The following is a 26,522-nucleotide window of genomic DNA, read 5'->3' as shown; positions in this document are numbered from 1 at the left end:
ATGTTCGTAGAGCGCGCCTACGTCGATGCCGACGACGTCGGATCGGATTGGCCCTTCACCGTGCCTGCAGTCGCCGACCTCGCTCGCGACGGACTCGAATTCCTGGCACCGGTCACAATTCTGGTCGGCGACAACGGTTCCGGTAAATCGACCCTTGTCGAGGCGATCGCCGAGGGTTTCGGAATCGATGCCCGCGGCGGGCGGGCGGCGCAGCAGTCGCGTCGACTCGACGAGGTGACCAGCGCCCTCGGCGAGGTGCTCGAGTTGGAAACCACACCGCGGGGCTCTCGAATGCTTCGTGGCCCACGACTGCAGAAACGCGGCTTCTTCCTCCGCGCCGAAACCGCATTCGACATGGCCGAAAACCTCGGTGGTATGCCGGGTTTCTGGGAAGAGAACACAGCCGAGATGAGTCACGGCGAAGGCTTCCTCGCCATGTTCGGTGCGATGCTGGCCGAACCCGGCTTCTATGTCCTGGACGAGCCCGAGTCGGCTCTGTCGTTCACCGCAAGCCTGCAGCTCGTCGCGCTGATGTCCGAACTGGGCGACGAGGGGGCACAGATCGTCTGTGCCACGCACTCTCCGATCCTGGCCTCGACACCGGGCGCGGACATCGTGGAAGTGGGCGAACACGGTCTGCGCCGAAGCACCTGGGACGAACTCGAATTGGTGCAGCACTGGCGTCGATACCTCGACGATCCGAACAGCTACCTCCGCCATCTGCTGGGCTGACCTGCAGCCCCGTCGCTCACCCTGCCGTCAGCGAGACCTCCTGACGACGACGCACGCTCCCCGGTGACAACCCCGTCGCGCGTTTGAACGCCTTACCGAACGCCGCCTCCGAGAGATAGCCACTGCGCCGGGCCAATTCGGCTACCGAGACATCGCCCGACCGAAGACTGTCGTGGGCGATCTGCATCCGCCACATCGAGAGGTAGCGCATCACCGATTCACCGACCAACTCGGTGAATCGGGCAGAGAACGCCGAACGAGACATCTTCACCTCGGCAGCCAATGCGGCAACCGTCCACTGCGCGTCGGGGTTTCGATGAATGAGGGCGAGCGCCGCGCCGACCTGAGAATCCGCGAGTGCGCCGAGCCATCCGGACCGTGCCCGCTCGTCGTCCGCCATCCACGACCGCAGAGCCTGGATCACCAGCACGTCGGACAGCCTGGTGATGACCGCTTCTCCCCCAGGCTCCAGCGAGGTCGCCTCGTCGGCGACCATGGCCAAGAGCGAGTGCATCCGAGACTGCCGCGGTCCCGAATCCGCATCGATGACGACGAGCGCAGGCAACACACCGATGAGTTGCTGCGCCGCCGGATGATCCAGTCGAACTGCGCCGCACATGAGCGTCGCGCTCGCTTCCCCGCTGCCGCTTCGGATGACCGCGTATCGATCGCTGACGTAGTCGTGCGGAAGGTCGTAGACAACAGGCGCACTCACTGCTGCGTCGTCATCGCTGGCGAGCACGTGCCCGCGGCCGTGCGGAACCAGAGCGAAGTCACCGGGAAGGAGGTCGCGAGTAGGGACGCCCGGCACCGACAACCTACATCGCCCGCTGACGACGGTGTGGAACCAGAGCGCGTCTTCCATGGACGGCAACTTCAAACCCCACGACCCGGACAGCTCGGATCTGCAGTAGAAGGATCCTGTCATTCGCAGAAAGTGCAGCGCCTCCCCGAGGGGATCGGGCGACTTCCACGGGTCGAGTCCACGCATTGATCGATCGTCTCACAGCGTGGACGATCGGACATCTTTTTGAGCCGATAAGTCATTGTCCATCCAGCTCTGGACGTTCAGAGTGGATGCAGTGACAACGGACTCAACGGAAGGAACACCATGATCACGATTCTGGGAGCGACCGGTCAGGTCGGATATCGCGTCGCCGAGAGACTTCTGAAGGAGGGCAGGCACGTGCGCGCAATCGGCCGGAACACCGCTCGCCTCGACGCGCTGGCGGCCGGTGGCGCGCACACCGTCCAGGCGGACCTGACGCCCGCGCCGGCCGCATCCTTCGACGGGAGCGAGGCCGTCTTCGCGATGCTGCCGAGCAATCCCTACGCCGAGGACTTCGCCGCCGAGCAGGCAATGTGGGGTGCCTCGATCGTCGATGCCCTCCGCGTGTCCGAGGTGGAGAGGATCGTGGCGCTGAGCAGCCTCGGTGCCGATCGACTCGACGCACCCGGCGTCATCGGCTGCCTCGCCGAACAGGAAGAACGCCTCCGGACATTGACCGATCGGAGCCTGCACCTGCTGCGTCCGGTGTCGTTCTTCGAGAACTTACTTCCGGCGGCGCAACAGCTGACCGACAGTGGTAAACACGTGGACTCGGTGGACCCGCACCTTCCGATTCCGATGATCGCCACCTCGGACATCGCCGACGCGGCCGTACGGGCACTGACCGATTCGCCGTGGGACGGTGTACGCACCCAGGTTCTGCTGGGCGAGCGAGACCTCAGCTACGCCGAGGCCACGGCAATTCTGGGTGACCGACTGGCAATCACAGCGGCGCGTTACGAGCGCCTGCCGTACGAGGCCATGGCAGACGTGCTCGTCTCGATTGGATTCTCGCGATCGTATGCACAGTTGTACGTCGACATGACCAGGGCATTCAACACCGAAGAACTGACCCGTGACGTTCGCCGGTCACCCGACAACAGCACCGAGACCTCCTTCGAAGATTTCGCGGACTCGATTCCGGCACCGGCAGCCGTGTCATGATCGACCGAATAGCCTCCGCATCAACACTTGTCGGCGCAATCGGATCAGCATTGATGGCGGGAGTGCTGCTGGCGTTCTCGATCAGCGTGCTGCCCGGACTGAAGACCCTTCCGGTTCCGGTCGCGATCTCCTCGATGCAGAGTGCCAATGCGGCGATCCTCAATCCGCTGTTTCTCATCCTGTTCATGGGCACGGCGCTGTCCTGCGTGATCGCAGCCGTGTCGACTCCGTTCACCGACCGCGGCCACTCCGCACTGATCATCGCCGGGGCAGTGCTGTACGTGATCGGGTGCTTCGCGGTCACGGTCACACTGAATGTGCCCCTCAACGACGCGTTGGCTGCAGCCGACTCGACCACCGCGGCAGGAGCGGCGACGTGGGAAGAGTTCACGACGAAGTGGGTGCTGTGGAACAACATTCGTACCGCGGCCGCGACCGCCGCATGCGCGGTCCTGATTCTGGGTCAGGGCAGATCGGTACTGGGCTGATCGGACGTCGAATCCTGGTGTCGCTTGCGAATTTCTTCCTCGAACCGCGCGATGAGGTGGTCGGTGTCGGCGGTCGAGACGTCGCGTGCGCCCTCGTCCATCGCTGCGTCACGCCCCCGGCGCAGTGCGGCGAGTTCGGCTTCGAGTTCGTTGTTGTCGAGTACACGTGGATCCAACATCTCTCCATTGTGGTCCCCACTCCCGCACCCCCGCGGGGATTTGCTTCAATCGCGCCATGAACGTCGTGCACAGTTTCGAGCCGATCGTCGCCCCGGGCGCAACCACCCTGGTGCTGGGCTCCATGCCCGGCGTCGCATCACTGGCGGCGCAGCAGTACTACGCCCATCCACGAAATGCGTTCTGGCCGATCATGGGAACGTTGTTCGGTGCCGGACCCGAACTCCCGTACGACGCACGCACCGAGCGTCTCCGAGCCCACGGAATTGCCGTCTGGGATGTACTGAAGCTGTGCACGCGCGCGGGCAGTCTCGACTCGGCAATTGTCGAATCATCCATCGTTGCAAACGATTTCGAGACACTGTTCGCGCAGCAGCCGAATATCGACAGGGTGTTCTTCAACGGAGCCAAGGCGGCCGAGAGCTACCGACGTCACGTGGCGACGGGACTGCCACTCCCCCGCGTCGAATTCACCCGGTTGCCCTCTACCAGTCCGGCGCACGCCTCACTGGACCTTGCAGCCAAGACTCGGGCCTGGGCGAGCGCGTTCAGTCGCGGACCCGCTTCGGAAAATGTCGAATGAGGCCTTCTTGCACGACCGTTGCCAGCAACTGGCCGTCCATCGAGAAGAAACGACCGGTGGCCAGGCCACGCGAGCCGGCGGCGACGGGTGACTCGGTGGCGTACAGGGCCCATTCGTCGAATCTGAACGGTCGGTGGAACCAGATGGAGTGGTTCACCGTGGCGGCGACGATCCGATCGAGTCCCCACGACAGGCCGTGAGTGGTGATGATCGAATCGAGCACAGTGGTGTCCGACGCGTAGCCCATGGTCGCGGCGTGAAATATCGAGGCGTCGGGCAGATCGCCGTCGGCCTTCATCCAGACTCGATTGTGATTGAGCTTCTCACCGGTGCCGTGCATGATCCAGGCCGGATCGTTCGCGTAGCGCATGTCGATCGGCTTGAGAGCATCCACGAACATCTGAAGTCGATCCTCGTACCCGACGAAATGATCGCCAAGGGGTGGCAGCGCGTCGGGGTACGGGACCTCGGGAACTTCGACGCTGTGCTCCAGGCCTTTACCGAAATCTTGGAACGCTGCGAGCATGACGAACAGCTCGTTGCCGTCCTGGACAGCAGTCACCTGACGGTTGGCGAAGGCGCGGCCGTCGCGCTGGCGCGAGACCCGGTATTCGATGGGCTTCTTGACGTCACCACCGCGGATGAAGTGGGCGTTGATCGCGTGTACGTCCCGCGACGTGCCGGACACGGTGCGACCCGCAGCGATCAGACCCTGTGCGACCAGTTGTCCCCCGAACGTACGGCTCCCCACCTGCTCGGGGTGAACGCCGACGAACACGTCCTCCTCGATCTCCTCCAGTGCGAGGAGATCGAGGAGCGTCTCGAGATCGGTCTTCACCGCTGTACTGCTCGGCGCGCTTTCGCTGACGCCGGTTCCCCCCGCTTCGACCACTTACCGGTCCTCTTCTCCGATTCGGTGCACATGGATCAAGTTGGTCGAGCCTACTGTGCCGGGAGGGGCACCGGCCACGATCACGACCTGATCGCCCTTGTTGTACCGACCGAGTTCGAGCAGCGCCTTGTCGACCTCTTTGACCATCGCGTCCGTGGATCCCACGTCGGGTACCAGGAACGTCTCGGTTCCCCAGCTCAACGACAGCTGGCTGCGTACCTCGGAGATCGAGGTGAAGGCGAGCAGAGGAAGCTTGGTGTGCAGACGGGCCAACCGTCGAACGGTGTCACCCGACTGCGTGAAGGCCACGAGGGCCTTGGCATCGAGCCGCTCGCCGATGTCGCGGGCGGCGTAGGAGATCACGCCGCGCTTGGTGCGCGGGACATGTGTCAGCGGCGGAACGCTGTCGCCCTCGGTCTCGACGGTCTCGACGATGCGGGCCATGGTCCGCACCGTCTCCATGACGTACTTGCCGACCGAGGTCTCACCGGACAGCATCACCGCATCGGTGCCGTCGAGCACCGCGTTGGCCACGTCGGAGGCCTCGGCGCGCGTCGGACGGGAATTCTCGATCATCGATTCGAGCATCTGAGTCGCGACGATGACGGGCTTGGCGTTGGCGCGAGCGATCTGAATGGCGCGCTTCTGTACCAGCGGGACCTGCTCGAGCGGCAACTCGACGCCGAGGTCACCGCGGGCAACCATGATGGCGTCGAACGCGAGCACGATGGCTTCGAGGTTGTCGACAGCCTCGGGCTTCTCCAGCTTGGCGATGACGGGAACTCGGCGGCCGACACGATCCATGACGGCATGGACGAGTTCGACGTCCGCGGGCGAACGGACGAACGAGAGCGCGATGAAGTCGCATCCCAGAGCGAGTGCGAATTCGAGGTCCGCGATGTCCTTCTCGCTCATGGCCGGAACGGACACGTCCATGCCGGGCAGGGAGACGCCCTTGTTGTTGCTGACCGGTCCACCTTCGGTGACACGACACAGCACGTCGTTGCCTTCGACTCCGGTGACCACGAGGCCGACCTTGCCGTCGTCCACGAGGAGGCGGTCGCCTTCCTTCGCGTCCTGAGCCAGTTCCTTGTAGGTGGTCGACACCCGGTCGTGGGTACCTTCGCACTCCTCGACGGTGATACGGATCAGCTCACCGCTGGCCCAGGTGGTCGAGCCCTCGGCGAAGCGGCCGAGACGAATCTTCGGTCCCTGCAGGTCGGCCAGAATGCCCACGGCTTTGCCGGTGGCGTCCGACGCTGCGCGGACCCTCTCGTAGTTGGCTTGGTGATCGGGGTGATCTCCATGGCTGAAGTTCAGTCGTGCGACATCCATTCCACTCTCTACGAGTTCACGGATTCGCTCTGTGGTTGCGGTTGCGGGTCCAAGGGTGCAGACAATCTTCGTACGTCGGCTCACGAAAGCGAGCCTAGCCGCTGGACGCCGCGTTCTCTATCGCAGACGTTCCCAGTCGGATAATACCGATCGGTAGCCTCGCTACGCCGCTGCTGGGACGGTCTGCACCGGTTCAGAGACGAGCGTCACACCACCGCGAGAGGCAGTGCCGTGGGGTGTACCGGAGACGGCAATTCCGAGTGCCCGGTGAGGAAAGCGTCGACTCCGTGAGCCGCCGACCGTCCCTCTGCGATCGCCCACACGACCAACGACGCACCTCGATGCGCATCTCCGCAGACGAACACCCCAGGCGCGGTGGTCTGCCAGTCGGGACCACACGACAACGCACCACGCTTGGTGAGCGCGAGGCCGTACTCGTCGAGCAACGGACCGTGCTCTACACCCTCGAAACCGATGGCGAACAGCGCCAGATCACAGGGCAGTTCCACCTCTTCACCGATCGGTGTGACGACGCGTCGACCGTCCGCGTCACGCTGCACCTCAACCTCGGCCAGCACCATGGCACGCACGTGTCCGCGCTCGTCACCGAGGAAGCGCTGCACGGCCACCTGATGACGCACAACGCCACCCTCGGCGTGCGCAGGCGAGGTGCGCAGCACCAACGGCCACGACGGCCAGGGCGACAGGCTGTCGTCACGGGCACCCGGCAGGGCGGGGTTGTAGTCCAGCTGGGTGACCGACGCGGCACCCTGGCGGTGCGCTGTACCCAGACAGTCGGCCCCGGTGTCGCCGCCGCCGATGATCACCACATGCTTGTCCGCGGCCGAGATCGACGTGGGACCGTCGCCCTCACATTCCTTGTTCGACGGCACCAGGTGCTCCATCGCCAGGTGGATACCGTCGAGTTCGCGACCGATCACCTCGTTGTTGTCTCGGGCCCGCAGAGCGCCGACCGCCAGCACGACGGCATCGAAGGATTCGCGGAGCTGCTCGACCGTGAAGTCGATGCCCACCTCGCAGTCGGTCACGAAATGTGTTCCCTCGGCCCGCATCTGCATCAGGCGCTGATCCAGCACCGACTTCTCGAGCTTGAACTCCGGGATGCCGTACCGGAGCAGACCGCCCAGGCGGTCATCCCGCTCGTACACCGTGACGTCGTGTCCGGCACGTGTGAGCTGTTGTGCCGCAGCCAATCCCGCAGGACCGGATCCCACGACGGCGACTCGCTTCCCGGTGGTGATCGTCGGCGGCTGCGGAACGATGCTGCCCTCTTCCCAGGCCAGATCCGCGATGGTCTGCTCGACCCGCTTGATCGTGACGCTACCGCCGGTGGCCGCCTCGGAAATCGAAAGCACACAGGCCGATTCGCACGGTGCCGGGCACACCCGACCGGTGAACTCCGGGAAGTTGTTGGTCGCGTGCAGTCGGTCGCTCGCTGCATCCCACCGGTCACGACGAACCAGATCGTTCCACTCGGGAATCAGATTGCCCAGCGGACAACCCGCAGTTCCGGAGTGGCAGAACGGAATTCCGCAGTCCATACAACGACGTGCCTGATCGGAGACCTCCGCGGCCCGTTCGCTCGTGGGCTGGTGCGAATACACCTCGTTCCAGTCCTTGACGCGCTCGCCGATCGGACGCTTGACAGCCTCGCGCTTGACGACTTTCAGAAATCCCTGTGGATCAGCCACGTGCAGCCTCCATGATCGCAGCATCGACGTCGCGCCCTTCGGCACGCGCCATTCGAGTCGCTTCCAGCACCCGCTGGTAGTCGACGGGCATGACTTTGGTGAACAGCGCAGACCGGCGTGGCCAGTCGGCCAGCAACGAGGTCGCGACGGTGGACCCGGTCCAGCGCTGGTGATTCTCGACGGTCTCGCGCAGCCACACCAGATCGTCCGGGTTGGGGACCTGCAGTTCGACCATGGCCATGTTCACGTCGGCCGGATCGAGACCGAGAACGAAGGCGATACCGCCGGACATTCCCGCGGCCATGTTGCGACCGGTCGGGCCCAGCACGACGACCCGGCCACCGGTCATGTACTCGAACGCGTGGTCACCCACGCCCTCGTTCACCGCGACCGCACCCGAGTTGCGGACCGCGAAGCGCTCCCCTGCCTTGCCCCGCAGGTACACCTCGCCCGAGGTTGCGCCGTACAGAATGGTGTTGCCGGCGATCACGTTGTCCTCGGCGACGAAGGGCGCATCGTCGGCCGGGCGCACCACGATGCGACCACCCGACAGTCCCTTGCCGACATAGTCGTTCGCGTCACCGACCAGATCGATCGTGATACCCGGCGGCAGGAAGGCACCGAGCGACTGCCCTGCCGATCCGGTGAACGCAACGCGAATGGTGTCGTCCGGGAGTCCACCCGCGCCGTAGCGTCGGGTGACCTCGGACCCCAGAAGCGTTCCGACAGTGCGGTTGACGTTACGTACCGGCAGCTCGAGCTTCACTGGATGCGCGTCCTCCAGCGCTCCCTCCGCCAACTGGATCAGCGTCCGATCCAGTGCGAGATCGAGACCGTGGTCTTGCCCGCGAAGGCGTCGACGCTGCGACATCGGGGCACCGTGCCGGTCGACGGGCATCGCGAAGATCGGAGCCAGATCCAGGCCCTTGCTCTTCCAGTGTGCGACGCCTGCCGCTGTCTCCAGTACGTCGGCGTGGCCCACTGCCTCGTCGATACTGCGGAAGCCGAGCTGCGCGAGGTACTTTCGCACGTCCTCGGCGATGAACTTGAAGAAGTCCTCGAGAAACTCCGGCTTCCCGGTGAACCGCTTGCGCAGCTCCGGGTTCTGGGTCGCGACCCCGACCGGGCACGTATCGAGGTGGCAGACACGCATCATGATGCATCCCGCCACGATCAGCGGAGCCGTCGAGAATCCGAATTCCTCCGCACCGAGAAGTGCCGCGACGATGACGTCGCGACCGGTGCGCATTCCACCGTCGCACTGCACGGTGATGCGGTCACGCAGGCCGTTGAGCACCAGCGTCTGCTGAGCGTCGGCCAGGCCGATCTCCCACGGAGCGCCGGCATGCTTGAGCGAGGTCAACGGTGCCGCCCCGGTTCCGCCGTCGTATCCCGAGATGAGGACGACGTCGGCGTGCGCCTTACTGACGCCCGTCGCCACCGTGCCGACGCCGACAGAACTGACGAGTTTGACGTGCACGCGCGCATTCTCGTTGGCGTTCTTGAGGTCGTGGATCAGCTGCGCGAGATCCTCGATCGAATAGATGTCGTGGTGCGGGGGCGGCGAGATCAAGCCGACGCCCGGCGTGGAATGTCGCGTCTTCGCGACCCACGGATACACCTTGTAGCCGGGCAACTGACCGCCCTCGCCCGGCTTTGCTCCCTGCGCCATCTTGATCTGAATATCGGTGGCGTTGACCAGGTAGTCGCTGGTCACCCCGAAGCGGCCACTGGCCACCTGCTTGACGGCACTGCGGCGCTTCGGGTCGTAGAGGCGGTCGACGTCCTCACCGCCCTCACCCGAGTTGGACCGGCCGCCGAGGTTGTTCATCGCCACGGCCATCGTCTCGTGTGCTTCGGCGGAAATGGATCCGTAGCTCATCGCTCCGGTGTTGAACCGCGTCACGATCGATTCGACCGACTCCACTTCGTCGAGCGGAACCGACGGCCGCACACCATCTTTGAACTCGAACAAACCACGCAGGGCACCGCCTTCACGGGCGAGCCGGTCCACCTCGTCGGTGTACTTCTGGAACACGTCGTAGCGCCCGGTGCGGGTCGCATGCTGCAACAGGAACACCGTTTCGGGCGTGAACAGGTGCAGTTCACCTTCCCGCCGGAACTGGTACTCACCGCCGATATCCAACCGACGGTGAACACGGTCGGTGGGGTTCTCGGGGTACGCCCGACGGTGGCGCAGCTTGACCTCCTCGGCGAGCACGTCCAGACCGACACCGCCGAGCTTGCTGACCGTGCCCTTGAAGTACTCGCGCACCACCTCGCGATCGAGACCGACCGCCTCGAAAACCTGTGCGCCGGTGTAGGACCCGACGGTCGAGATGCCCATCTTGGACATCACCTTGAGCACACCCTTGCCGAGACCGTACAGATAGTTCCGTACTGCGATCGTCGGTTCGACGCCGGTCAGCTCACCCTCGCCGACGAGATCCTCGATCGATTCCATCGCCAGATACGGGTTGACCGCGGCGGCACCGAATCCGATGAGCAGCGCGAGATGATGGACTTCGCGTGCATCGCCGGATTCCACGACGAGTGCGATCTTGGTGCGCTCCTTGGTGCGCACCAGATGGTGGTGTACGGCCGAGGTGGCCAGCAACGACGGAATCGGAGCGCGGGTGTGGTCCGAGTCGCGATCGGAGATGATCAGCGTCGTGTACCCGGCAGCGATGGCTTCCGATGCCCGAGCACGCAGTTCCTCGATGGCCTCGGCGAGACCTTCGCCGCCGCGCTCGACCTCGTAGAGACCACGCAACACCGTCGCCGACAATCCGGGGTGGTCGCCGTCGTCGTTGATGTGGATGATCTTGTTCAACTCGTCGTTGTCGAGCACCGGCCACGGCAACACGATCTGCCTGCACGACGCCGCGGTGGGCTCGAGCAGGTTCTGCTCGGGACCCATCACCCGCGCGAGCGAGGTCACGATCTCCTCCCGGATCGAATCCAGCGGCGGGTTGGTGACCTGGGCGAACAGCTCGATGAAGTAGTCGTAGAGCTGACGCGAGCGCTGCGACATCACTGCCGCAGGGGTGTCGGTGCCCATGGACCCCAGTGGCTCTCCCCCGGATGCGGCCATCGGCGTCAGGACGACGCGCAGGTCTTCCTCGGTGTAACCGAACGCGACCTGCCTGCGCACCACGGAGTCGTGGTTGTACTGGATGTGCGCGCGCTCGGGAAGGCTCTTGATCTCGAGCAGTCCGGCATGCAGCCACTCCTGATACGGATGTTCGGTGGCCAGTTGGAGCTTGATCTCCTCGTCGGGTACCAGTCGTCCGGCGACGGTGTCGATCAGAAACATCTTGCCCGGCTCGAGTCGGCCCTTGGCGACGACCTCGGATTGCGGCACATCGAGCACGCCGGCCTCGCTGGCGAGGATCACGCGACCGTCGGCCGTCTGCCACCAGCGACCGGGGCGAAGCCCGTTGCGATCGAGCACGGCCCCGACGTAGCTGCCGTCGGTGAACGTCACACAAGCCGGGCCGTCCCAGGCCTCCATCATCGACGAGTGGAACTGATAGAACGCCCGCACTCGCGGATCCATCGTGCGGTGGTTCTCCCACGGCTCCGGCACCATCATCATCACCACATGCGGAACACTGCGTCCACCGAGGTGCAGCAGTTCGAGCACCTCGTCCAAGGACACCGAGTCCGACGCATCGGGATTGCAGATCGGGAACAACCGCTCGAGGTCACCGGGGATCAGGTCGCTCGAGAGCAGCGCTTCTCGAGCCCGCATTCGGTTTCGGTTGCCCTTGACGGTGTTGATCTCACCGTTGTGGGCCACGTAGCGATGCGGGTGCGCCAGCGGCCACGACGGAAACGTGTTGGTGGAGAATCGACTGTGAACGATGGCAATAGCGCTCGTGCACAACGGGTTCCGCAACTCTGGGAAGTAGAGCGGCAACTGCATCGTGGTGAGCATGCCCTTGTAGACGATGGTGCGCGAGGACAGCGACGGAAAGAACAACCCGGAGCCCTCGGCCTCGATCTCGGGGGTGACCCGTTCGGAACGCTTACGTAGCGCGTACACCAGCCGATCGAGCGCCAGACCGGCCGGCCGCACGCCGTCGACCTCGGGGGCGGTGACGAAGAGGTAGCTCATGTACGGCATACAGCCCAGAGCGGTGACTCCCACGTCGGCTCGATCGGGATCGACCTCGACCGGGACCCAACCCAGGATCTCCAGACCTTCTTCGGTCGCAACGGATTCGACACGTTCGACGGCGAGCGCACGCTCCCGGATTCCCTGCGGCAGAAAACACACGCCTGCTGCAAACGTATTGTCACCGTCGGCCGATGCCGTAGGTAGATCGAACGGCGCGAGAGAGACGAGAAGTTCGACCGGGAGCTGGATCAGAATGCCCGCGCCGTCGCCGCTGTTCGGCTCGGCCCCGGCAGCGCCACGATGTTCCAGATTCTCCAGTGCCAGAACGCCGTCGGCCACAATGGCATGAGACCGTCGTCCCGCGATGTCGGCGATCATCGCCACGCCGCAGGAATCCTTCTCCAAGCTCGGGTCGTACAGACCCTGCTCCGCAGGCATCCGAGAAAACAGCACCACGATCACCTCCACGTAGGCCGGTGGGGTGCGTGAGGGCGAAGCAGCGACCTCGACCGCTGCGCCGTGAGTCTCGGCAACCCCGCCGGCTGGTTCGGCTCATGTCGACCGGAACGGTCTCACAAGCCGAAATCGAAACGCCTGTCGGGAATTCACCGGGACAGCCCTGGCCCGCGAAAGAATCCGAGATTGCTCCCGGATGGCGAAATCGTAGCAGTTGGAATTCGCAACGATGCAATCGCGAATGCCGGTGGCCGTCGAAACGGTCGTCAGTCGCGCAGCGGTCGACCGTGTTCGTCGCGCACGCTGCCGGTGAGCATCATGATCCCGTCGATCAACGGCCAGATGCCACCGATACCGCAGGTGAGCCACGTGACGGCAATCTGGGCCACTGCAATACCCGGCTGGTTGAGATAGAAGCGACCGGCTCCGAATGCGCCGAGGAGGATGTTGAGCAGGCCTGCCGTCAGCTTCTGCTTGTCGGAGAAGGGTTCGCCGGTGACCGGGTGCCGGCCGTAGGGAGCCATCGGGTCCATGAAACCAGGCCCACCCGCGTACTGCGGCCCACCGTACTGACCACCCGCGTACGGCGGCGGCGCGGCGAAGTACTGACCCGAACCATCGGCGGGCGGTGGATAACCGACACCGGGAGGAGGTCCGAACGGCTGACCCTGATCGGCGGCACCGGGAGTGTTCGAGTTCGGGGTGCCGTAGTTCGGGGTCGTGTAATTGGGATCGGGTGCGCCGTAGACGGGACCCGAGCCTGCAGGGGTGCCCTTCTCGAACGAGATCGTCGGTTCCGTGGAACCGGATGCGTCGCCCGGTGATCCGTCGGACGACGATGTACCTGAGTCACTCACTTCGGGCTCCCTTGTTCGAGTGCAGTGCGAACGAGGGCTCAGTCTCTCAGTTTTCGCCCCTGAGCGTCCGTTACATTGCCCACCAAAATGAGCACGCCGTCTACGACGTGCCAGACGAAAAGCCCGAACAGCAGAATCAGCCCGAGGCCGAACACTGCGGTGAGCAGAACACCGAAGAAGAACAGGAGCAGCTGGGCGACACCGATCCCGGTACTGCCGAGGTAGAAGCGACCGACACCCAACCAACCGAGAAATATCTGCAGCAGGCCGCCGACGATCTTGGACTTGTCCGACAACGGCTCGCCGGTGACCGGATCGCGACCGTACGGAGCGTCTGGGCCGACGCCGAACGGGTGTCCGCCCGCATAGCCCATGGGCGCACCGAAACCCTGCGACTGACCGAACCCTTGTTGCGGGTAGCCCTGCTGTGGGTAGCTCTGCGGCTGGCCGTACCCCTGCTGCGGGTAGCCCTGCGGCTGGCCGTACCCCTGCTGCGGGTAGCCCTGCTGCTGGCCGTACCGCTGCTGCGGGTAGTTCTGGGCCGGGTAGTTCTGGGCCGGGTAGTTCTGGGGCGGCGGGAATCCTCCCACGGGATTGTCGATACTGCCGTCCGGGCTCGGAGCCGGGTAGCTCGGCGTGCTGGACCAACCTGGGCCGTTTCCGATACCCGAATACGTATCCCAGCCCGGCCCCGTGGGCCCGGTGGGACCGTGCGACGGTGCGGATTCCGAGGTTGCCGGCGGCTCCGAGAGCGACGCCTCGGCGGTGGCACCGTAGTCGAACGGAGTGCCGAACGGCGTGGTCGGCTTGGCGTCACCGTCACTGGAATCGCCTGTGCCGGAACCGGATTCGGGGCCGTGGGTCTTGTCGAAATCAACCACGTGTACTGCCTTCTTCCTCGGCTTTCTTGTCGGACGTGTGCACGTCCAGAGCATCGGCGGTTCGGTCGTTCACGTCGGTCTCGTCCGCATCGCCGGAGGCATCGCCGTCTGCGGCGTCGTTACCGCCGTCCACGTCGTCGTTCGATTTCAGAGTCGCGGGGTCTTCGCGACCCTTCGTCGCGATCACGAAGTATGCGACCGCCAGGACGAAGACGATGGCGGATGTGAAGGTGTTGACGCGAAGTCCCGCGATCTTCGTCGCGAAATCGTCACGCATGAGTTCCACCCAGAAACGTCCGACGCAATATCCGGCGACGTACAACGCGAACAACCGTCCGTGGCCGATCGTGTACTTGCGGTCGATCAGCACCAGCAGGGCGACGATCGCGAGGCTCCACAGCAACTCGTAGAGGAACGTCGGGTGGACGACCTTCTCCACGAACCCGGTCGACACGCCGTTCAGAGGGTCCAGTCGACCGTTCGAGTCGACTCGCTCGTAGATTTCCAGACCCCACGGCTGCGTGGTTGAGCGACCGTACAGCTCTTGGTTGAAGTAGTTACCGATGCGGCCGATCGCCTGGGCCAGCAGAATCGGGGGCCCCACCGCGTCACCGAATGCAGGCAAGGGGATCCCTCGTCGACGGCAGGCAATCCAAGCACCGACTCCGCCGAGGAACACCGCTCCCCAGATTCCGAGACCGCCGTTCCAGACGTACAGAGCTTCGACCGGATTTCCGCCGGGACCGAAGTACGTCTTCCAGTCTGTCGCCACGTGGTAGAGACGTCCACCGAGCAAACCGAACGGAACGGCCCAGACTGCGACGTCGAGAACGGTGCCCTTGGTTCCCCCTCGAGCGACCCAACGGCGATCGCCCCATACCACCGATACGACGATGCCGATGATGATGAACAGGGCGTAGGCCCGCAGAGCGAGCGGTCCGACGTGCCACACTCCCTGCGCAGGGCTGGGAATGTAGGCCAGAATCTCGGTCGAGGTCACGACGCTACGTTAGCGGAACGGACACCCTCGGCGAGTTCCGTCGTCAGGTCACGCACCGCGTCGAGTCCGTTGTCCACGGCACTGACCAAGGCCGATCCGACGATGACTGCGTCGGCGTAGCGGGCGATCTCGGCGGCCTGAGCGCCCGAGCGAACACCGAGGCCGACGCCGATGGGGATATCGGAGTGCTTACGGATGCGAGCCGACAGTTCGGGGGCCATCGAGGACACCGCGTCGCGGGCACCGGTCACGCCCATCGTCGAGGCGGCATAGACGAAACCGCTGCTGGCTTCGACGGTGCTGACGAGCCGTTCCTCGGTGGACGACGGAGCTACGAGGAAAATGCGGTCGAGTCCGTACCTGTCGGAGACCTCGATCCATTCCTGCGCCTCGTCCGGAATGAGATCGGGGGTGATGATTCCGAGCCCGCCCGCACCGGCGAGATCGCGGGCAAAGTTCTCGATGCCGTATTTGAGGACCAGATTCCAGTAGGTCATGACGACAGCTTTTCCGCCCGCGGCAGAGACCTGCTCGGTCACTGCGAACACGTCCTTGACCCGAGCACCGGCTCGCAGCGCGACGTCGGCTGCGGCCTGAATCGTGGGTCCGTCCATCACCGGATCGGAATACGGAATGCCGACCTCGACGATGTCGCATCCGGCGTCGACCATGGTCTTGAACACCTCGACCGAGCGCGGAACGGTGGGAAAACCTGCGGGGAGGTATCCGACGAGTGCTGCGCGACCTTCGGCGCGGCACTGCGCGAAGGTTCCCGACAGGCGAGAGTCGTTGTTGCTCATGGCTTGATACCCACTTCTTCGTCCACGTTCGCGTCGCCGTCTCCGTCGATCAGCCCGAACCACTCGGCCGCGGTGTCGACGTCCTTGTCGCCGCGCCCGGACAGGTTGACCAGAATGATCGCACCTTCGCCCAGCTCCTTGCCGAGGGTCAGTGCGCCTGCGATGGCATGTGAGGACTCGATGGCCGGAATGATGCCCTCGGTACGGCACAGCAGCTTGAACGCATTCATCGCCTCGGTATCGGTGATGCCCCGGTACTCTGCGCGCCCGATGTCATGCAGGTAGGAATGCTCGGGGCCGACGCCCGGGTAGTCCAATCCTGCTGAGATCGAGTGGGATTCGACGGTCTGGCCGTCCTCGTCCTGCAGCAGGTACGAGTACGCCCCGTGCAACGCTCCCGGAGTTCCACCGCTGATCGTCGCAGCGTGACGGCCCGTCTCGACGCCGTCGCCCGCCGCCTCGAGCCCGATCAGCCGAACGTCGGCGTCGTCGATGAACGCATGGAAGATACCGATCGCGTTGGACCCACCACCGACGCAGGCGGCGATGGCGTCGGGCAGCCTCCCCGTGGAGGCGAGCACCTGCTGCCGCGCCTCGAGGCCGATGATGCGCTGGAAGTCGCGCACCATGACCGGGAACGGGTGCGGCCCGGCGACGGTGCCGAAGCAGTAGTACGTGTTGTCCGCGTTGGTGACCCAATCGCGTAGAGCCTCGTTGATGGCGTCCTTGAGGGTGCGCGATCCCGACTTCACGGCCACGACGCTCGATCCGAGCAAGCGCATCCGAGCGACGTTGAGTGCCTGGCGTTCGGTGTCGACCTCACCCATGTACACAACGCATTCGAGCCCCATAAGGGCACAGGCCGTGGCGGTTGCGACGCCGTGTTGACCGGCACCGGTCTCTGCAATGACACGAGTCTTGCCCATTCGCTTCGCGAGCAGAACCTGGCCCAGAACGTTGTTGATCTTGTGAGAACCTGTGTGGTTGAGGTCTTCTCGCTTGAGAAGGATACGAGCGCCGCCGGCGTGCTCGGACAGCCGTGTCGCCTCGAAGACCGGTGATGGTCGGCCGGTGTAATCGCGCTGCAGTCGATCGAGTTCGCCGAGGAATTCGTTGTCGCTGCGCACCTTCTCGTACTCGGCGGTGACTTCCTCGATCACACCCATCAGCGCCTCGGGGACGAACCTGCCGCCGTAGACACCGAAATGCCCGCCCACATCGGGCTCGTGCGCGCTGCGATCGGTGAGGCCGATGCTGCTCTGCGGCAGATCAGCGCCCTTGAAACGGACTACCTGTGGGGCGTCCGTGGTGCCTGAAGAATTGCTGGTGCTCACCGGACCAGTGTGCCCCAACGGCGGACTGCCGCCGCGCTCGGGTCGGGTGCCCGAGTCGGTCCTGCAGAGTCAGCGTGCGGGCTTGGGGCACGACGGATGTGTTCCCGCCGTCACCAGGTCCGAGACGGCGGTCCGGGGATCGCCTGCGGTGACCAAGCCCTCGCCGACGAGCACTGCGTCGGCACCGGCACCGGCGTAGGCCAGCAGGTCGGCAGTTCCTCGTACACCGGACTCTGCGACACGAATGACCTCGCTGGGCAGACCGGGCGCAATTCGGCCGAAGCTGTCGCGGTCGATTTCGAGTGTCTTGAGATTACGTGCGTTGATGCCGATGACGCGGGCACCGGCCTCGAGAGCACGATCCGCCTCGGCTTCGGTGTGCACCTCGACCAGTGCCGTCATGCCCAGCGACTCCGTGCGATCGAGCAACGACGCCAGGGCATCCTGTTCGAGTGCCGCGACGATCAGCAGGATGACATCGGCACCGTGGGCCCGAGCCTCGTGGATCTGATACGGACCGACGATGAAATCCTTGCGCAACACCGGAATCGAGACTGCGGCACGAACCGCGTCGAGGTCTGCGAGAGATCCGTGGAAGCGACGCTCTTCGGTGAGGACGCTGATGATGCGGGCACCGCCCTGCTCGTATGCACGGGCCAGAACCGCTGGATCACCGATGTCCGCCAACGCACCCTTGGACGGGCTGGCACGCTTGACCTCGGCGATGACGCCGATCCCGTCCTCACGAAGGGCTGCCGCTGCGTCGAGAGGTGCCGGGGCTGCTTTCGCTGCTGCTTTGACGGCGGCGAAATCGACCACCGATTCACGCGCGGCCACGTCGGCCCGCACACCGTCGAGAATCGAGTCGAGAACAGTCATGGTGCCCCCAGTCCTTTCTGAGCGTCGACTTCCGATGTGAGGAATCTCATCGGGGTCGGACCTAGCGTAGAGGGCGGTTTCATCACGACGAACGCGGGGTACCGGACTCGTCGGTAGGATCTTCGCCCGCATCGAGCGCGTCCCACATCATGCGTTCGGTGAGGTCCTCGCCTTCGTCCTGCACGCCGTTGTCGGACGAGGAACTGCGAACGCGTCGAGCCACCTCGTCACGTCGCACCGCCGGAGCGTCGTACTTGGACGAGAGTACCTGCGAGGCAGCTGTTTTCCGAATCGACACCACCGCCGCAACGAGGGCGCACAACGCGCCGATCAGGGTGACGATCGCCGGGAGAATCGACACCTCCGTCATCGAGACCTGAGCCCTGGCGGGGAGTTCGGCAAGGGCCGCCGACTCCGAGTCGGATGCTCCCGCGGTGAGCAGTCGAACGGCCGGAACAGCGGCCGACACGGCCACCACCGCGATCAACACAGCCAGCACCCGAGAGGCCCACCCGCGCACCGCGAACGACGCGGCCACCGCCGCCAGCAGCACCAGCGCGAGCGGTGTGGTGGCAGCGGCCCAGGTGCCACCGAGAAGGTCGTCCGTTCGACTCTCCCCGAGACCGTCGGAGGACGTCACCCGAACCCACGTCATTCTCGACGATCCCCACAGGCATGCCGCAGCCACGATCAGCAGAGCGACCGGCACAGCGGCCGCCGCGCGACGACCGGATCGCTCGGTCATCGCCCACCGACCTCGCGGAGCGATTCTGCGGCCGCAACTGCGCCCAGTACGGCCATGGCTTTGTTTCGTGCCTCGTCGTCCTCGTATTGCGCGACGGAATCCGCCACGACTCCCGCACCGGCCTGAACGTAGGCGGTCCCGTCCTTGATCAGAGCGGTCCGAATCGAGATGGCGGTATCGGCGTCACCCGCGAAATCGAGGTAGCCGACGATGCCGCCGTAGATACCGCGTCGCGTCGGTTCCAGCTCGTCGATCAGTTCCATGGCGCGCACCTTCGGCGCGCCCGACAAGGTCCCCGCCGGGAAGCAGGCCTTGACCGCGTCGAGGGCACGCTTGCCCTCGGCCAGACGGCCCGTCACCGTCGAGACCAGATGCATGACATGGCTGTATCGCTCGATGTGGCGGTAGTCGCTCACCCGGACCGTGCCGGGGGCACAGACGCGCCCGAGATCGTTACGACCGAGGTCCACGAGCATCAGGTGCTCCGCGTTCTCCTTCTCGTCGGCGAGTAGATCCTTCTCGAGCAGCACGTCCTCTTCCTCGGAGGTACCGCGCCACCGCGTGCCCGCGATCGGATGCGTGGTGGCGAGGCCGTCGACCACGGTCACCAGGGCCTCGGGGCTCGATCCGACGATCGAGAACGCAGTCTCGTCGTTGTCTCCCGGAACGTGCATCAGGTACATGTACGGACTGGGGTTGGAGGCCCGCAGCATGCGGTAGACGTCGAGCGGCGACGCATCGGTGTCCATCTCGAAACGTTGCGAGAGAACCACCTGGAACGCTTCGCCGGCTTCGATCTCCTCCACCAGGCGGGCGACGTCGGCACCGAATCCCTCGGAGGTTCGCTGCCGACGAAACTGCGGTGCAGGCTTGGAGACGGTGGAGACGGTGGAATCAGCCGGCTTGGACAGGTCGGCGCACATGCGGTCCAGTCGGCGCACGGCGTCGTCGTAGGCCTCGTCGACGTTGTCGTCGGTTCCGTCCCAGTTGACCGCGTTCGCGATCAGGGTGATCGCACCCTCGTGGTGGTCGACGGCCGCCAGATCGGTCGCGAGCAACATGACCAGCTCGGGCACACCGAGGTCGTCCTGTGCATGTTCGGGTAGCTTCTCGATGCGCCGTACCGAGTCGTATCCCAGGTAGCCGACCATGCCGCCGGTCAACGGGGGCAGACCTGGCACCCGCTCCGAGTGCAACAGCTCCAGAGTCCTGGCCAGGACCTCGAGTGGATCGCCCCCGCTGGGCACCCCTGCCGGAACGTTTCCGCGCCAGGCCGCCTGGCCGTCGATGACCGTCAGCGACGCCGGAGCGCCTGCACCGATGAACGACCACCTCGACCACGAACGGCCGTTCTCCGCAGACTCGAGTAGAAAAGTGCCGGGCCGGTCCGCACCGAGCTTGCGGTACGCCGACAACGGAGTCTCGGAGTCGGCGAGCACCTTTCGTGTCACCGGAACCACTCGGTGCTCGGCCGCGAGCTGCCGGAACACCTCGCGGGAGGTGGTCGAGTCCGAGTTCTCGGTACCGGAGGTGGGACTGGGGTCGGTGGTCGTCTCGCCGCGCATTGCCCCATCCTCCCAGGTTCGGCACAACGGGTCACTCCGCAGGCTCCGCTCCTGACCGAAAGGTCACTCCGCAGGCTCCGCTCCGGCGACAAGGCCGGCGCTCGCGGTAACCTGCCGAGCATGAAACCAGGCGAACTCGTTCCCGACTTTTCCCTACCGGACCAGACCGGACAGATCCGAACCCTGACCGAACTGCTGACGAACGGTCCGATAGTGCTGTTCTTCTACCCGGCTGCCTTCACCCCCGGGTGCACGGCCGAAGCGTGCCATTTCCGGGACCTGGCCTCGGAGTTCGCCGAGATCGGAGCCACTCGAGTCGGTATCAGTGCCGATGCCGTCGCCAAGCAGGCGGAGTTCGCCGCGGCCAAGTCTTTCGACTACCCCCTGCTCTCCGACGAAGACGGTGCCGTCGCCACCGCGTTCGGCGTCAAGCGCGGTCTGCTCGCCAAGCTCTCTCCGGTCAAGCGGGCAACGTTCGTCATCGGCACCGACCGGAAGGTGCTCGAGACCTTCTCGAGCGAAGTACGGTTCGAGGCTCATGCGGACAAGGCGCTCGAGTACCTGCGCGCGCATCGCACGTAGAACATCTGTCCGACGTGATGCCTCGGGTGGGGGGACCCTCGAGGCATCATGTGCAGACCACAACTATCTGGGCAGGAGTGAAGCCTGCAGGAACGACCCAGAGATCGAGAGGTTCCCCGCGATGGACATGTCGGCGACACCGATGGAGGCGACACCGAGTGATGCGGTGGATCCCCAGTGGCTCACCGAGAGTCAACAGGAGGCCTGGCGGTCGCTCGTCGCCCTCGTCACTCGACTTCCGGCCGCGCTGGACGCGCAGCTGCAGCGCGATTCTCAGCTGACCCACTTCGACTACTTCGTTCTCGCCACCGTCAGCGAGAGCCCACAGCGGCGAATCCAACTTCGGGATCTGGCAGAGTTCGCAAATGCGTCGCTCTCGCGGCTCTCACATGTGGTGACCAAGCTCGAGAAGGCCGGGTGGGTTCGCCGAGAGTCCATCCCGGGCAGCCGCGGTTCCTACGCGGTGCTGACCGACTCGGGTATGGCGAAGGTCGTGGAATCGGCTCCCGGGCACGTCGGCACGGTACAGGCGCTGGTGTTCGAGGGGCTCTCGGACGCGGAGGTCGAGCAGCTCTCGACCTTGAGCGCAACCCTGTTGGCCCAGTTGGACAAGGGAATCGCTGCGGGCACAGGTCACGCCTGAGAGTTCTCGGGCCCCATCAGCAGGTCGGCGTCGAAGCAGGTGTGCGTGCCGGTGTGACATGCCGCACCGACCTGATCGACGACCAGAAGCACGGTGTCACCGTCGCAGTCGAGCCTGACCTCGTGCACGTACTGCGTGTGCCCCGACGTCTCACCCTTCACCCAGTACTGCTGCCGGGACCTGGAATAGTAAGTGCCCTTGCGGGTTTCGAGGGTTCGAGACAGTGCCTCGTCGTCCATCCAAGCGACCATCAGCACCTGCCCGGTCGATCGTTCCTGCACGACCGCACTGAACAGTCCGGCCTCGTTGCGCTTGAGTCTCGCGGACAGACTCGAGTCGAGTGTCATCGGAAAACCTCTTTGCTATCGGACGACGATGCGCTCGAGGCGCATCGCATCTTTGACCTGACCGATGGTGAGGTCACCGAAATGGAAGACGCTGGCGGCGAGAACGGCGTCCGCCCCGGCCTGCACTGCTGGTGCGAAATGCTCCACCCGTCCCGCTCCCCCGCTGGCGATGACCGGCACGTGCACCGCAGCCCGGACAGCCGCGATCATCGGTAGATCGAACCCGGCCTTAGTTCCGTCGGCATCCATCGAATTGAGCAGAATTTCTCCTACGCCCAGTTCCGCACCACGAACCGCCCATTCGACGGCGTCGATGCCGGTTCCACGTTTGCCGCCGTGGGTGGTGACCTCCCAGCCCGATGGGGTGTCCTGCTGCCCCTGCGGAACGGTACGAGCGTCGACCGAGAGCACGATGCACTGAGACCCGAACCGCTCACTGAGCTCGCGCAGCAACTCGGGTCGGGCGATCGCGGCGGTATTGACACTGACCTTGTCCGCTCCGGCCCGCAACAGACGATCGACGTCTGCGACGGTGCGTACTCCCCCGCCGACAGTGAGCGGAATGAACACCTGCTCGGCTGTACGGCTGACGACGTCCAGCATCGTGCCTCGATCCGAGGTGGACGCGGTGACGTCCAGAAAGGTGAGCTCGTCGGCTCCCTGTGCGTCGTAGGCAGCCGCTAGTTCGACGGGATCACCTGCGTCGCGGAGGTTTTCGAAGTTGACGCCCTTGACGACACGTCCGGCATCGACGTCGAGGCACGGAATCACTCTGACCGCGACGCTCATCGCGCAGGTCCTTCCAGGTAGTCGGCGGGGTCACCGAGTTCGGTGATCACCTTCAGTAGCTGATCGTGCACCCCGGGCCCGGCCGCGAGCACCGATGTCGAGTCGACCGTCCAGGGTTCGCCGGCGAGGTCGGTGACGATTCCGCCTGCGGCGCGCACCAGCAAAGCACCGGCAGCGTTGTCCCAGGCCCGGTGGCCGAAGACCACAGCGCCGCCCAGTACACCGCTGGCCGTGTAGGCCAGGTCCACTCCGGTGGCACCGTGCATCCTCAGACGAGAGGACTGCATCGACAGTTCTTCGAGGATGCGGAACCTGAACCGTCCGGGCAGCGAGCCACGACTGGCGACGTTGAAGGCACCGAAGCCGATCATGGACTCGCGCAACACCTTCGGCTGCAGCGTCGGGAGCGCAACACCGTTCAGCAGAAGCGGACCGCCCGCCACCGCAGCGAAACGCTGGTCCACCAGCGGCAGCCACGTCAGGCCGAGTACGGGCAAACCGTCGTCGAGCAACGCCAACAACGTTCCTGCCGAAGGCAACCCCGACGAGTAGTTGAACGTGCCGTCGATGGGGTCGAGCACCCAGACGAGCCCGGAGTTCAGATCCGGTCCGCCGAATTCTTCACCGTGAACTGCAATTCCGGTCGAATCGAACAGTTCCGCACCGAGCCGACGCTCGAGTTCCAGATCCACCGCTGTGGCGAAATCGTCGGGTCCCTTCTGCACTGCACTCGGTGCGCCGACGCCCGCGACGAACCGATCGTGGACGCCGTCGAGCAATCCACCGGCGATCTCGAGCAGACGAGTCGGTTCCTCGGGAAGGGTCATTCGTTGCTACCGAGACACCGCGGCGAGGGCGTCGGGCAGCGTGAAACGTCCGGCGTACAACGCCTTTCCGACAATGGAACCTTCCACGCCGCGATCGAACAGGCCGGCAATCGCTTCGAGATCTGCGATAGTGGACACGCCGCCCGACGCGATGACCGGCTTGTCGGTCTTGGCACACACGTCGGCGAGCAGTTCGAGATTGGGCCCCGTCAACGTGCCGTCCTTGGTCACGTCGGTGACCACGTAGCGCGAACACCCGTCGCGCTCGAGCCGCTCGAGCACCTCCCACAGATCGCCGCCGTCGCTGACCCAGCCGCGGCCGCGTAGTCGCGGAGCTCCGTCGACGATCAGCACGTCCAGGCCGACCGCTACGCGATCACCGAACTCTCCGATCGCACGGGAGCACCACTGCGGATCCTCGAGGGCTGCGGTACCGAGATTGACTCGCGCACAACCGGTCGCCAGCGCCGCGCGCAGCGACTCGTCGTCGCGAATGCCGCCCGACAGCTCTACCTTGACGTCGAGTTCGCCGACGACCGACGCGAGCAACTCCCGGTTGGAACCCCGCCCGAACGCAGCGTCGAGATCCACGAGATGGACCCATTCCGCGCCGTCGTTCTGCCACGCGAGGGCGGCATCACGAGGCGACCCGTACTTGGTCTCGCTTCCGGCTTCTCCTTGAACGAGACGAACAGCTTCGCCGCCTGCGACATCGACAGCAGGCAATAAGACCAGGCTCACGTGCGGTTATGCTACGGGCCGAGCGGGCGTGAACTCAAAACGGGTCGTCTGTGGTCCTACCGGAGGTCCCTGCGCGTCATGCGCGTGGACACCACTCCCATTGCTGCGATCGCTCCGACCACACCGGCCAAGGCAATGAACAGAGCTATGCCGGCGCTCGGCTGCAGGACGGCGATCAGGCCAGTGGCGAGAGCCAGCACCGCGACGGCGGCACCGAGTGCCCGGAAGGCCAACCTGCCCAGCGAGAACTCGCGGTCGCTCACACCGATCGAACCCAGTTCTCGAGTAGCGCGGCACCGGCGTCACCGGATTTCTCCGGGTGAAACTGAGTGGCCGAGAGTGCGCCGTTCTCCACGGCAGCGAGGAATCGGCCACCGTGATCGGCCCACGTGAGCAACGGCGCGGCGATGGTGTCGCTGGGTTCGAGCTCCCACTGCTGCGCAGCGTAGGAGTGGACGAAATAGAAGCGGGTCTCGGGATCGATGCCGTCGAACAGCACGCTTTTCTCCGGTGCCTCGACGGTGTTCCAGCCCATGTGGGGCAACACGTCGGCCTGCAGGCGCTCGACCGTTCCCGGCCATTCACCACATCCGTTGGCCTCGACACCGAATTCGACGCCACGATCGAACAGAATCTGCATTCCGACGCAGATTCCCAACACCGGGCGTCCGCCGGCCAGGCGACGCCCGATGATGCGGTCACCGCGCACCCCCAGTAGACCCTCCATGCACGCAGCGAACGCGCCGACACCGGGAACGACCAATGCCTCTGCATCGAGGGCTTCGTCGAAATCCGAGGTCACCGTCACGTCGGCACCGACCCGGGCCAACGCCCTCTTCGCCGAGTGCAGATTGCCCGAGCCGTAATCGAGCAACACCACAGAAGTCATGAGGGGAGTCTATCGGGGCGTGGTCGGGCGATGAGCGCCACCGCCGCAACGACGACCACCGTGATTGCGGCCGCGGTGAACCCCGCGGTGTACCCCACGCTCGTGGCGAGAACGCCCAGCGCGAGCGCACCCGCACCGGTGCCCGCGTCGAAGCTGATGTTCCAGACGGCGCTGGCGCTGCTGTAGCGAGCGGGCCCGGCCGCGTCGAACGCCATCACCAGACTGTCGTTCTGGCATGCTCCGTACCCGATTCCGAACAGAACTGCGGCGACGAAGAACAGTGCAGCGGGCATGTTGCCCAGCGCTGCGATCGCGAACAGCGCGATGCCGATCGCAGCCGAGACCAGAGCGGGAACGACGGAGCGTCCGATGCCGATTCGATCTGCAACCGATCCTGCGGTGTACCGGCCGACGAGCATCGCGGCACTGACGACGGCCAAGGCAAGACCGATCATGGCGGCTCGGTTCGATTCCGCGATCGGCAACAGGCTGGTGATTCCGCCGTACGCCGCGGACACCGAGGCCACGACGAGACACGGCACGAGGAATTGCCGTACGTCGAGGCGAACCCGTTCGATTCTGGGCGGCTGCGGCGCGGGTCTGGTGGGCGGCAACAGCGCCACGCCGATCAAGCCTGCTGCAGGCACGAGAGCGCCGAGCACGAACACGGCAGTCGGATTCGCCGCAAAGATCACCAAACCCATTGGCAGCGTGATCATCTGAGCCAATGCGACGGCGATCCCCTGCGCGCCCGTCGCACGGCCGAGCAGAGCAGTGGGGGCCAGCTCGGCGACGATGGCAGCACCGGCCACCGTCAGCATGCCGAAGCCTGTTCCTCTCAGGGCCGACACGGCCAATGCCGGTACGGCATCGACCGACACGATGAACAGCAGAGAGGGAACACCCAGCAGCAAGCACCCTGCGGCCAGTACCGCGCGGTGGCCGACGCGCATCAGCATCCGCGGCACGAACAGCTGAGTGATCACCGTGGTGGTCATGAAGATCGCGGTGCTGGCCGCTGCCACCGCGTCGGATGCCCCGGATTGCGAGACTGCCAGGGGCATGACCGGAAGCAACAAGCCCCAGCCACCGAACGACGCTGCCCCCATTGCCATCGCGGCCGGAAGCCCGCGAATCGCCAGCAGACCGCTC

The 26,522-nt window shown here is 65.0% G+C and carries 26 protein-coding genes and 1 pseudogene; 6 read left to right on the top strand and 21 right to left on the bottom strand.

The genetic code is table 11. The features are described 5' to 3' along the window. Positions 1-732: an AAA family ATPase gene (locus ACQR3T_RS20830; protein WP_032404005.1), complete on the top strand. Its 732-nt coding sequence runs from the start codon at positions 1-3 to the stop codon at positions 730-732. 16 nt (positions 733-748) lie between these two features. Here the strand turns inward: ACQR3T_RS20830 and ACQR3T_RS20825 are convergent, their stop codons facing one another. Next, a complete protein-coding gene (locus ACQR3T_RS20825) occupies positions 749-1,723 on the bottom strand; it encodes an AraC family transcriptional regulator (RefSeq protein WP_428694692.1) in 975 nt (324 codons plus the stop codon). Positions 1,724-1,843: 120 nt separating this feature from the next. Here ACQR3T_RS20825 and ACQR3T_RS20820 point away from each other — a divergent pair, with 120 nt between their 5' ends. Beyond that, positions 1,844-2,725 (top strand): NAD(P)H-binding protein, encoded by an 882-nt coding sequence (locus ACQR3T_RS20820; protein ID WP_428694691.1) that lies wholly within the window; start codon positions 1,844-1,846, stop codon positions 2,723-2,725. Beyond that, positions 2,722-3,213, top strand: coding sequence for a DUF1772 domain-containing protein (locus ACQR3T_RS20815; protein WP_094620069.1), 492 nt, complete (start codon positions 2,722-2,724; stop codon positions 3,211-3,213). Before ACQR3T_RS20820 ends, ACQR3T_RS20815 begins: the two co-directional genes overlap by 4 nt. Here ACQR3T_RS20815 and ACQR3T_RS20810 read toward each other — a convergent pair. Continuing rightward, on the bottom strand, positions 3,189-3,392 hold the full coding sequence (locus tag ACQR3T_RS20810) for a hypothetical protein (protein WP_032378984.1): 204 nt from the start codon (positions 3,390-3,392) through the stop codon (positions 3,189-3,191). The two genes, ACQR3T_RS20815 and ACQR3T_RS20810, sit on opposite strands and share 25 nt — an antisense overlap. 56 nt (positions 3,393-3,448) lie before the next feature. Between ACQR3T_RS20810 and ACQR3T_RS20805 the strand changes: the two genes are divergently transcribed. Further along, a complete protein-coding gene (locus ACQR3T_RS20805) occupies positions 3,449-3,973 on the top strand; it encodes a DNA-deoxyinosine glycosylase (protein WP_428694690.1) in 525 nt (174 codons plus the stop codon). Here the strand turns inward: ACQR3T_RS20805 and ACQR3T_RS20800 are convergent. The 12 genes and pseudogenes from ACQR3T_RS20800 to ACQR3T_RS20745 form a co-directional block, all read right to left on the bottom strand. Further along, positions 3,939-4,865: an acyl-CoA thioesterase gene (locus ACQR3T_RS20800; RefSeq protein WP_052065892.1), complete on the bottom strand. Its 927-nt coding sequence runs from the start codon at positions 4,863-4,865 to the stop codon at positions 3,939-3,941. The genes ACQR3T_RS20805 and ACQR3T_RS20800 overlap by 35 nt on opposite strands. Further along, positions 4,866-6,284 carry a pyruvate kinase gene (gene pyk, locus ACQR3T_RS20795; protein WP_080730620.1) on the bottom strand — a complete coding sequence of 473 codons (1,419 nt, stop codon included), beginning with the start codon at positions 6,282-6,284 and terminating at the stop codon, positions 4,866-4,868. Positions 6,285-6,406: 122 nt separating this feature from the next. Next, entirely contained in the window at positions 6,407-7,912 is a 1,506-nt protein-coding gene (locus tag ACQR3T_RS20790) for a glutamate synthase subunit beta (protein WP_032378987.1), read from the bottom strand. Then, a complete protein-coding gene (gene gltB, locus ACQR3T_RS20785) occupies positions 7,905-12,488 on the bottom strand; it encodes a glutamate synthase large subunit (RefSeq protein WP_428694731.1) in 4,584 nt (1,527 codons plus the stop codon). The genes ACQR3T_RS20790 and gltB overlap by 8 nt, the downstream gene beginning before the upstream one ends. 269 nt (positions 12,489-12,757) lie before the next feature. Continuing rightward, positions 12,758-13,246: pseudogene (locus ACQR3T_RS20780) on the bottom strand (TM2 domain-containing protein); the annotation flags it as partial. A gap of 140 nt (positions 13,247-13,386) precedes the next feature. Beyond that, entirely contained in the window at positions 13,387-14,229 is an 843-nt protein-coding gene (locus ACQR3T_RS20775; protein WP_428694689.1) for an NINE protein, read from the bottom strand. Further along, on the bottom strand, positions 14,222-15,229 hold the full coding sequence (lgt, locus tag ACQR3T_RS20770) for a prolipoprotein diacylglyceryl transferase (protein ID WP_428694688.1): 1,008 nt from the start codon (positions 15,227-15,229) through the stop codon (positions 14,222-14,224). Before lgt ends, ACQR3T_RS20775 begins: the two co-directional genes overlap by 8 nt. After that, complete coding sequence (gene trpA, locus ACQR3T_RS20765; protein WP_032378990.1) at positions 15,226-16,029, bottom strand: tryptophan synthase subunit alpha; 804 nt, start codon at positions 16,027-16,029, stop codon at positions 15,226-15,228. Before trpA ends, lgt begins: the two co-directional genes overlap by 4 nt. Next, the gene (trpB, locus tag ACQR3T_RS20760) at positions 16,026-17,297 is read right to left on the bottom strand and encodes a tryptophan synthase subunit beta (protein ID WP_428694730.1); all 1,272 of its coding nucleotides are present in this window, start codon (positions 17,295-17,297) and stop codon (positions 16,026-16,028) included. The genes trpA and trpB overlap by 4 nt, the downstream gene beginning before the upstream one ends. Positions 17,298-17,432: 135 nt before the next feature. Then, positions 17,433-18,242: an indole-3-glycerol phosphate synthase TrpC gene (gene trpC, locus ACQR3T_RS20755; RefSeq protein ID WP_032378991.1), complete on the bottom strand. Its 810-nt coding sequence runs from the start codon at positions 18,240-18,242 to the stop codon at positions 17,433-17,435. 82 nt (positions 18,243-18,324) lie between these two features. Then, positions 18,325-18,987 carry a TIGR02234 family membrane protein gene (locus ACQR3T_RS20750; RefSeq protein WP_428694687.1) on the bottom strand — a complete coding sequence of 221 codons (663 nt, stop codon included), beginning with the start codon at positions 18,985-18,987 and terminating at the stop codon, positions 18,325-18,327. Then, the gene (locus ACQR3T_RS20745) at positions 18,984-20,552 is read right to left on the bottom strand and encodes an anthranilate synthase component I (RefSeq protein ID WP_428694686.1); all 1,569 of its coding nucleotides are present in this window, start codon (positions 20,550-20,552) and stop codon (positions 18,984-18,986) included. Before ACQR3T_RS20745 ends, ACQR3T_RS20750 begins: the two co-directional genes overlap by 4 nt. Before the next feature lie 120 nt (positions 20,553-20,672). Here ACQR3T_RS20745 and ACQR3T_RS20740 point away from each other — a divergent pair, with 120 nt between their 5' ends. Further along, positions 20,673-21,134 (top strand): peroxiredoxin, encoded by a 462-nt coding sequence (locus tag ACQR3T_RS20740; protein ID WP_032378994.1) that lies wholly within the window; start codon positions 20,673-20,675, stop codon positions 21,132-21,134. A 121-nt stretch (positions 21,135-21,255) separates the two neighbouring features. Further along, positions 21,256-21,777, top strand: coding sequence for a MarR family winged helix-turn-helix transcriptional regulator (locus ACQR3T_RS20735; protein WP_230594647.1), 522 nt, complete (start codon positions 21,256-21,258; stop codon positions 21,775-21,777). On the opposite strand, the gene hisI is transcribed toward ACQR3T_RS20735, so the two are convergent. Genes hisI through ACQR3T_RS20700 form a run of 7 tightly spaced genes read right to left on the bottom strand, consistent with a single transcriptional unit; the run spans position 21,768 to position 26,485 of the window. Beyond that, a complete protein-coding gene (gene hisI, locus ACQR3T_RS20730) occupies positions 21,768-22,124 on the bottom strand; it encodes a phosphoribosyl-AMP cyclohydrolase (protein WP_094704743.1) in 357 nt (118 codons plus the stop codon). The genes ACQR3T_RS20735 and hisI overlap by 10 nt on opposite strands. Positions 22,125-22,139: 15 nt before the next feature. After that, the gene (hisF, locus tag ACQR3T_RS20725) at positions 22,140-22,913 is read right to left on the bottom strand and encodes an imidazole glycerol phosphate synthase subunit HisF (protein WP_428694685.1); all 774 of its coding nucleotides are present in this window, start codon (positions 22,911-22,913) and stop codon (positions 22,140-22,142) included. Beyond that, positions 22,910-23,740, bottom strand: a complete 831-nt coding sequence (locus ACQR3T_RS20720) for an inositol monophosphatase family protein (RefSeq protein ID WP_428694684.1) — start codon at positions 23,738-23,740, stop codon at positions 22,910-22,912. The genes hisF and ACQR3T_RS20720 overlap by 4 nt, the downstream gene beginning before the upstream one ends. Before the next feature lie 6 nt (positions 23,741-23,746). Continuing rightward, the gene (priA, locus tag ACQR3T_RS20715; RefSeq protein WP_428694683.1) at positions 23,747-24,481 is read right to left on the bottom strand and encodes a bifunctional 1-(5-phosphoribosyl)-5-((5-phosphoribosylamino)methylideneamino)imidazole-4-carboxamide isomerase/phosphoribosylanthranilate isomerase PriA; all 735 of its coding nucleotides are present in this window, start codon (positions 24,479-24,481) and stop codon (positions 23,747-23,749) included. A gap of 56 nt (positions 24,482-24,537) precedes the next feature. Further along, on the bottom strand, positions 24,538-24,744 hold the full coding sequence (locus tag ACQR3T_RS20710) for a hypothetical protein (RefSeq protein WP_428694682.1): 207 nt from the start codon (positions 24,742-24,744) through the stop codon (positions 24,538-24,540). Next, complete coding sequence (gene hisH / locus ACQR3T_RS20705) at positions 24,741-25,370, bottom strand: imidazole glycerol phosphate synthase subunit HisH (protein ID WP_032403988.1); 630 nt, start codon at positions 25,368-25,370, stop codon at positions 24,741-24,743. Before hisH ends, ACQR3T_RS20710 begins: the two co-directional genes overlap by 4 nt. Then, the gene (locus tag ACQR3T_RS20700) at positions 25,367-26,485 is read right to left on the bottom strand and encodes an MFS transporter (RefSeq protein WP_428694729.1); all 1,119 of its coding nucleotides are present in this window, start codon (positions 26,483-26,485) and stop codon (positions 25,367-25,369) included. The genes hisH and ACQR3T_RS20700 overlap by 4 nt, the downstream gene beginning before the upstream one ends. Positions 26,486-26,522 lie beyond the last annotated feature (37 nt).

This window comes from Rhodococcus sp. IEGM1428 (assembly GCF_050321865.1).
GTDB lineage: Bacteria > Actinomycetota > Actinomycetes > Mycobacteriales > Mycobacteriaceae > Rhodococcoides.
Note: the sequence above shows the minus strand (reverse complement) of the source record. Positions and strands in the feature narration are given on the sequence as shown.

What these genes read in the sequence shown, in the direction of transcription:
- ACQR3T_RS20830 (WP_032404005.1), top strand. Translation starts at nt 1, where the DNA reads ATGTTCGTAGAGCGCGCCTACGTCGATGCCGACGACGTCGGATCGGAT.
- ACQR3T_RS20825 (WP_428694692.1), bottom strand. Translation starts at nt 1,723, where the DNA reads ATGCGTGGACTCGACCCGTGGAAGTCGCCCGATCCCCTCGGGGAGGCG.
- ACQR3T_RS20820 (WP_428694691.1), top strand. Translation starts at nt 1,844, where the DNA reads ATGATCACGATTCTGGGAGCGACCGGTCAGGTCGGATATCGCGTCGCC.
- ACQR3T_RS20815 (WP_094620069.1), top strand. Translation starts at nt 2,722, where the DNA reads ATGATCGACCGAATAGCCTCCGCATCAACACTTGTCGGCGCAATCGGA.
- ACQR3T_RS20810 (WP_032378984.1), bottom strand. Translation starts at nt 3,392, where the DNA reads ATGTTGGATCCACGTGTACTCGACAACAACGAACTCGAAGCCGAACTC.
- ACQR3T_RS20805 (WP_428694690.1), top strand. Translation starts at nt 3,449, where the DNA reads ATGAACGTCGTGCACAGTTTCGAGCCGATCGTCGCCCCGGGCGCAACC.
- trpA (WP_032378990.1), bottom strand. Translation starts at nt 16,029, where the DNA reads ATGAGCAACAACGACTCTCGCCTGTCGGGAACCTTCGCGCAGTGCCGC.
- trpC (WP_032378991.1), bottom strand. Translation starts at nt 18,242, where the DNA reads ATGACTGTTCTCGACTCGATTCTCGACGGTGTGCGGGCCGACGTGGCC.
- ACQR3T_RS20750 (WP_428694687.1), bottom strand. Translation starts at nt 18,987, where the DNA reads ATGACCGAGCGATCCGGTCGTCGCGCGGCGGCCGCTGTGCCGGTCGCT.
- ACQR3T_RS20745 (WP_428694686.1), bottom strand. Translation starts at nt 20,552, where the DNA reads ATGCGCGGCGAGACGACCACCGACCCCAGTCCCACCTCCGGTACCGAG.
- ACQR3T_RS20740 (WP_032378994.1), top strand. Translation starts at nt 20,673, where the DNA reads ATGAAACCAGGCGAACTCGTTCCCGACTTTTCCCTACCGGACCAGACC.
- ACQR3T_RS20735 (WP_230594647.1), top strand. Translation starts at nt 21,256, where the DNA reads ATGGACATGTCGGCGACACCGATGGAGGCGACACCGAGTGATGCGGTG.
- hisI (WP_094704743.1), bottom strand. Translation starts at nt 22,124, where the DNA reads ATGACACTCGACTCGAGTCTGTCCGCGAGACTCAAGCGCAACGAGGCC.
- hisF (WP_428694685.1), bottom strand. Translation starts at nt 22,913, where the DNA reads ATGAGCGTCGCGGTCAGAGTGATTCCGTGCCTCGACGTCGATGCCGGA.
- ACQR3T_RS20720 (WP_428694684.1), bottom strand. Translation starts at nt 23,740, where the DNA reads ATGACCCTTCCCGAGGAACCGACTCGTCTGCTCGAGATCGCCGGTGGA.
- hisH (WP_032403988.1), bottom strand. Translation starts at nt 25,370, where the DNA reads ATGACTTCTGTGGTGTTGCTCGATTACGGCTCGGGCAATCTGCACTCG.
- ACQR3T_RS20700 (WP_428694729.1), bottom strand. Translation starts at nt 26,485, where the DNA reads ATGGCAATGGGGGCAGCGTCGTTCGGTGGCTGGGGCTTGTTGCTTCCG.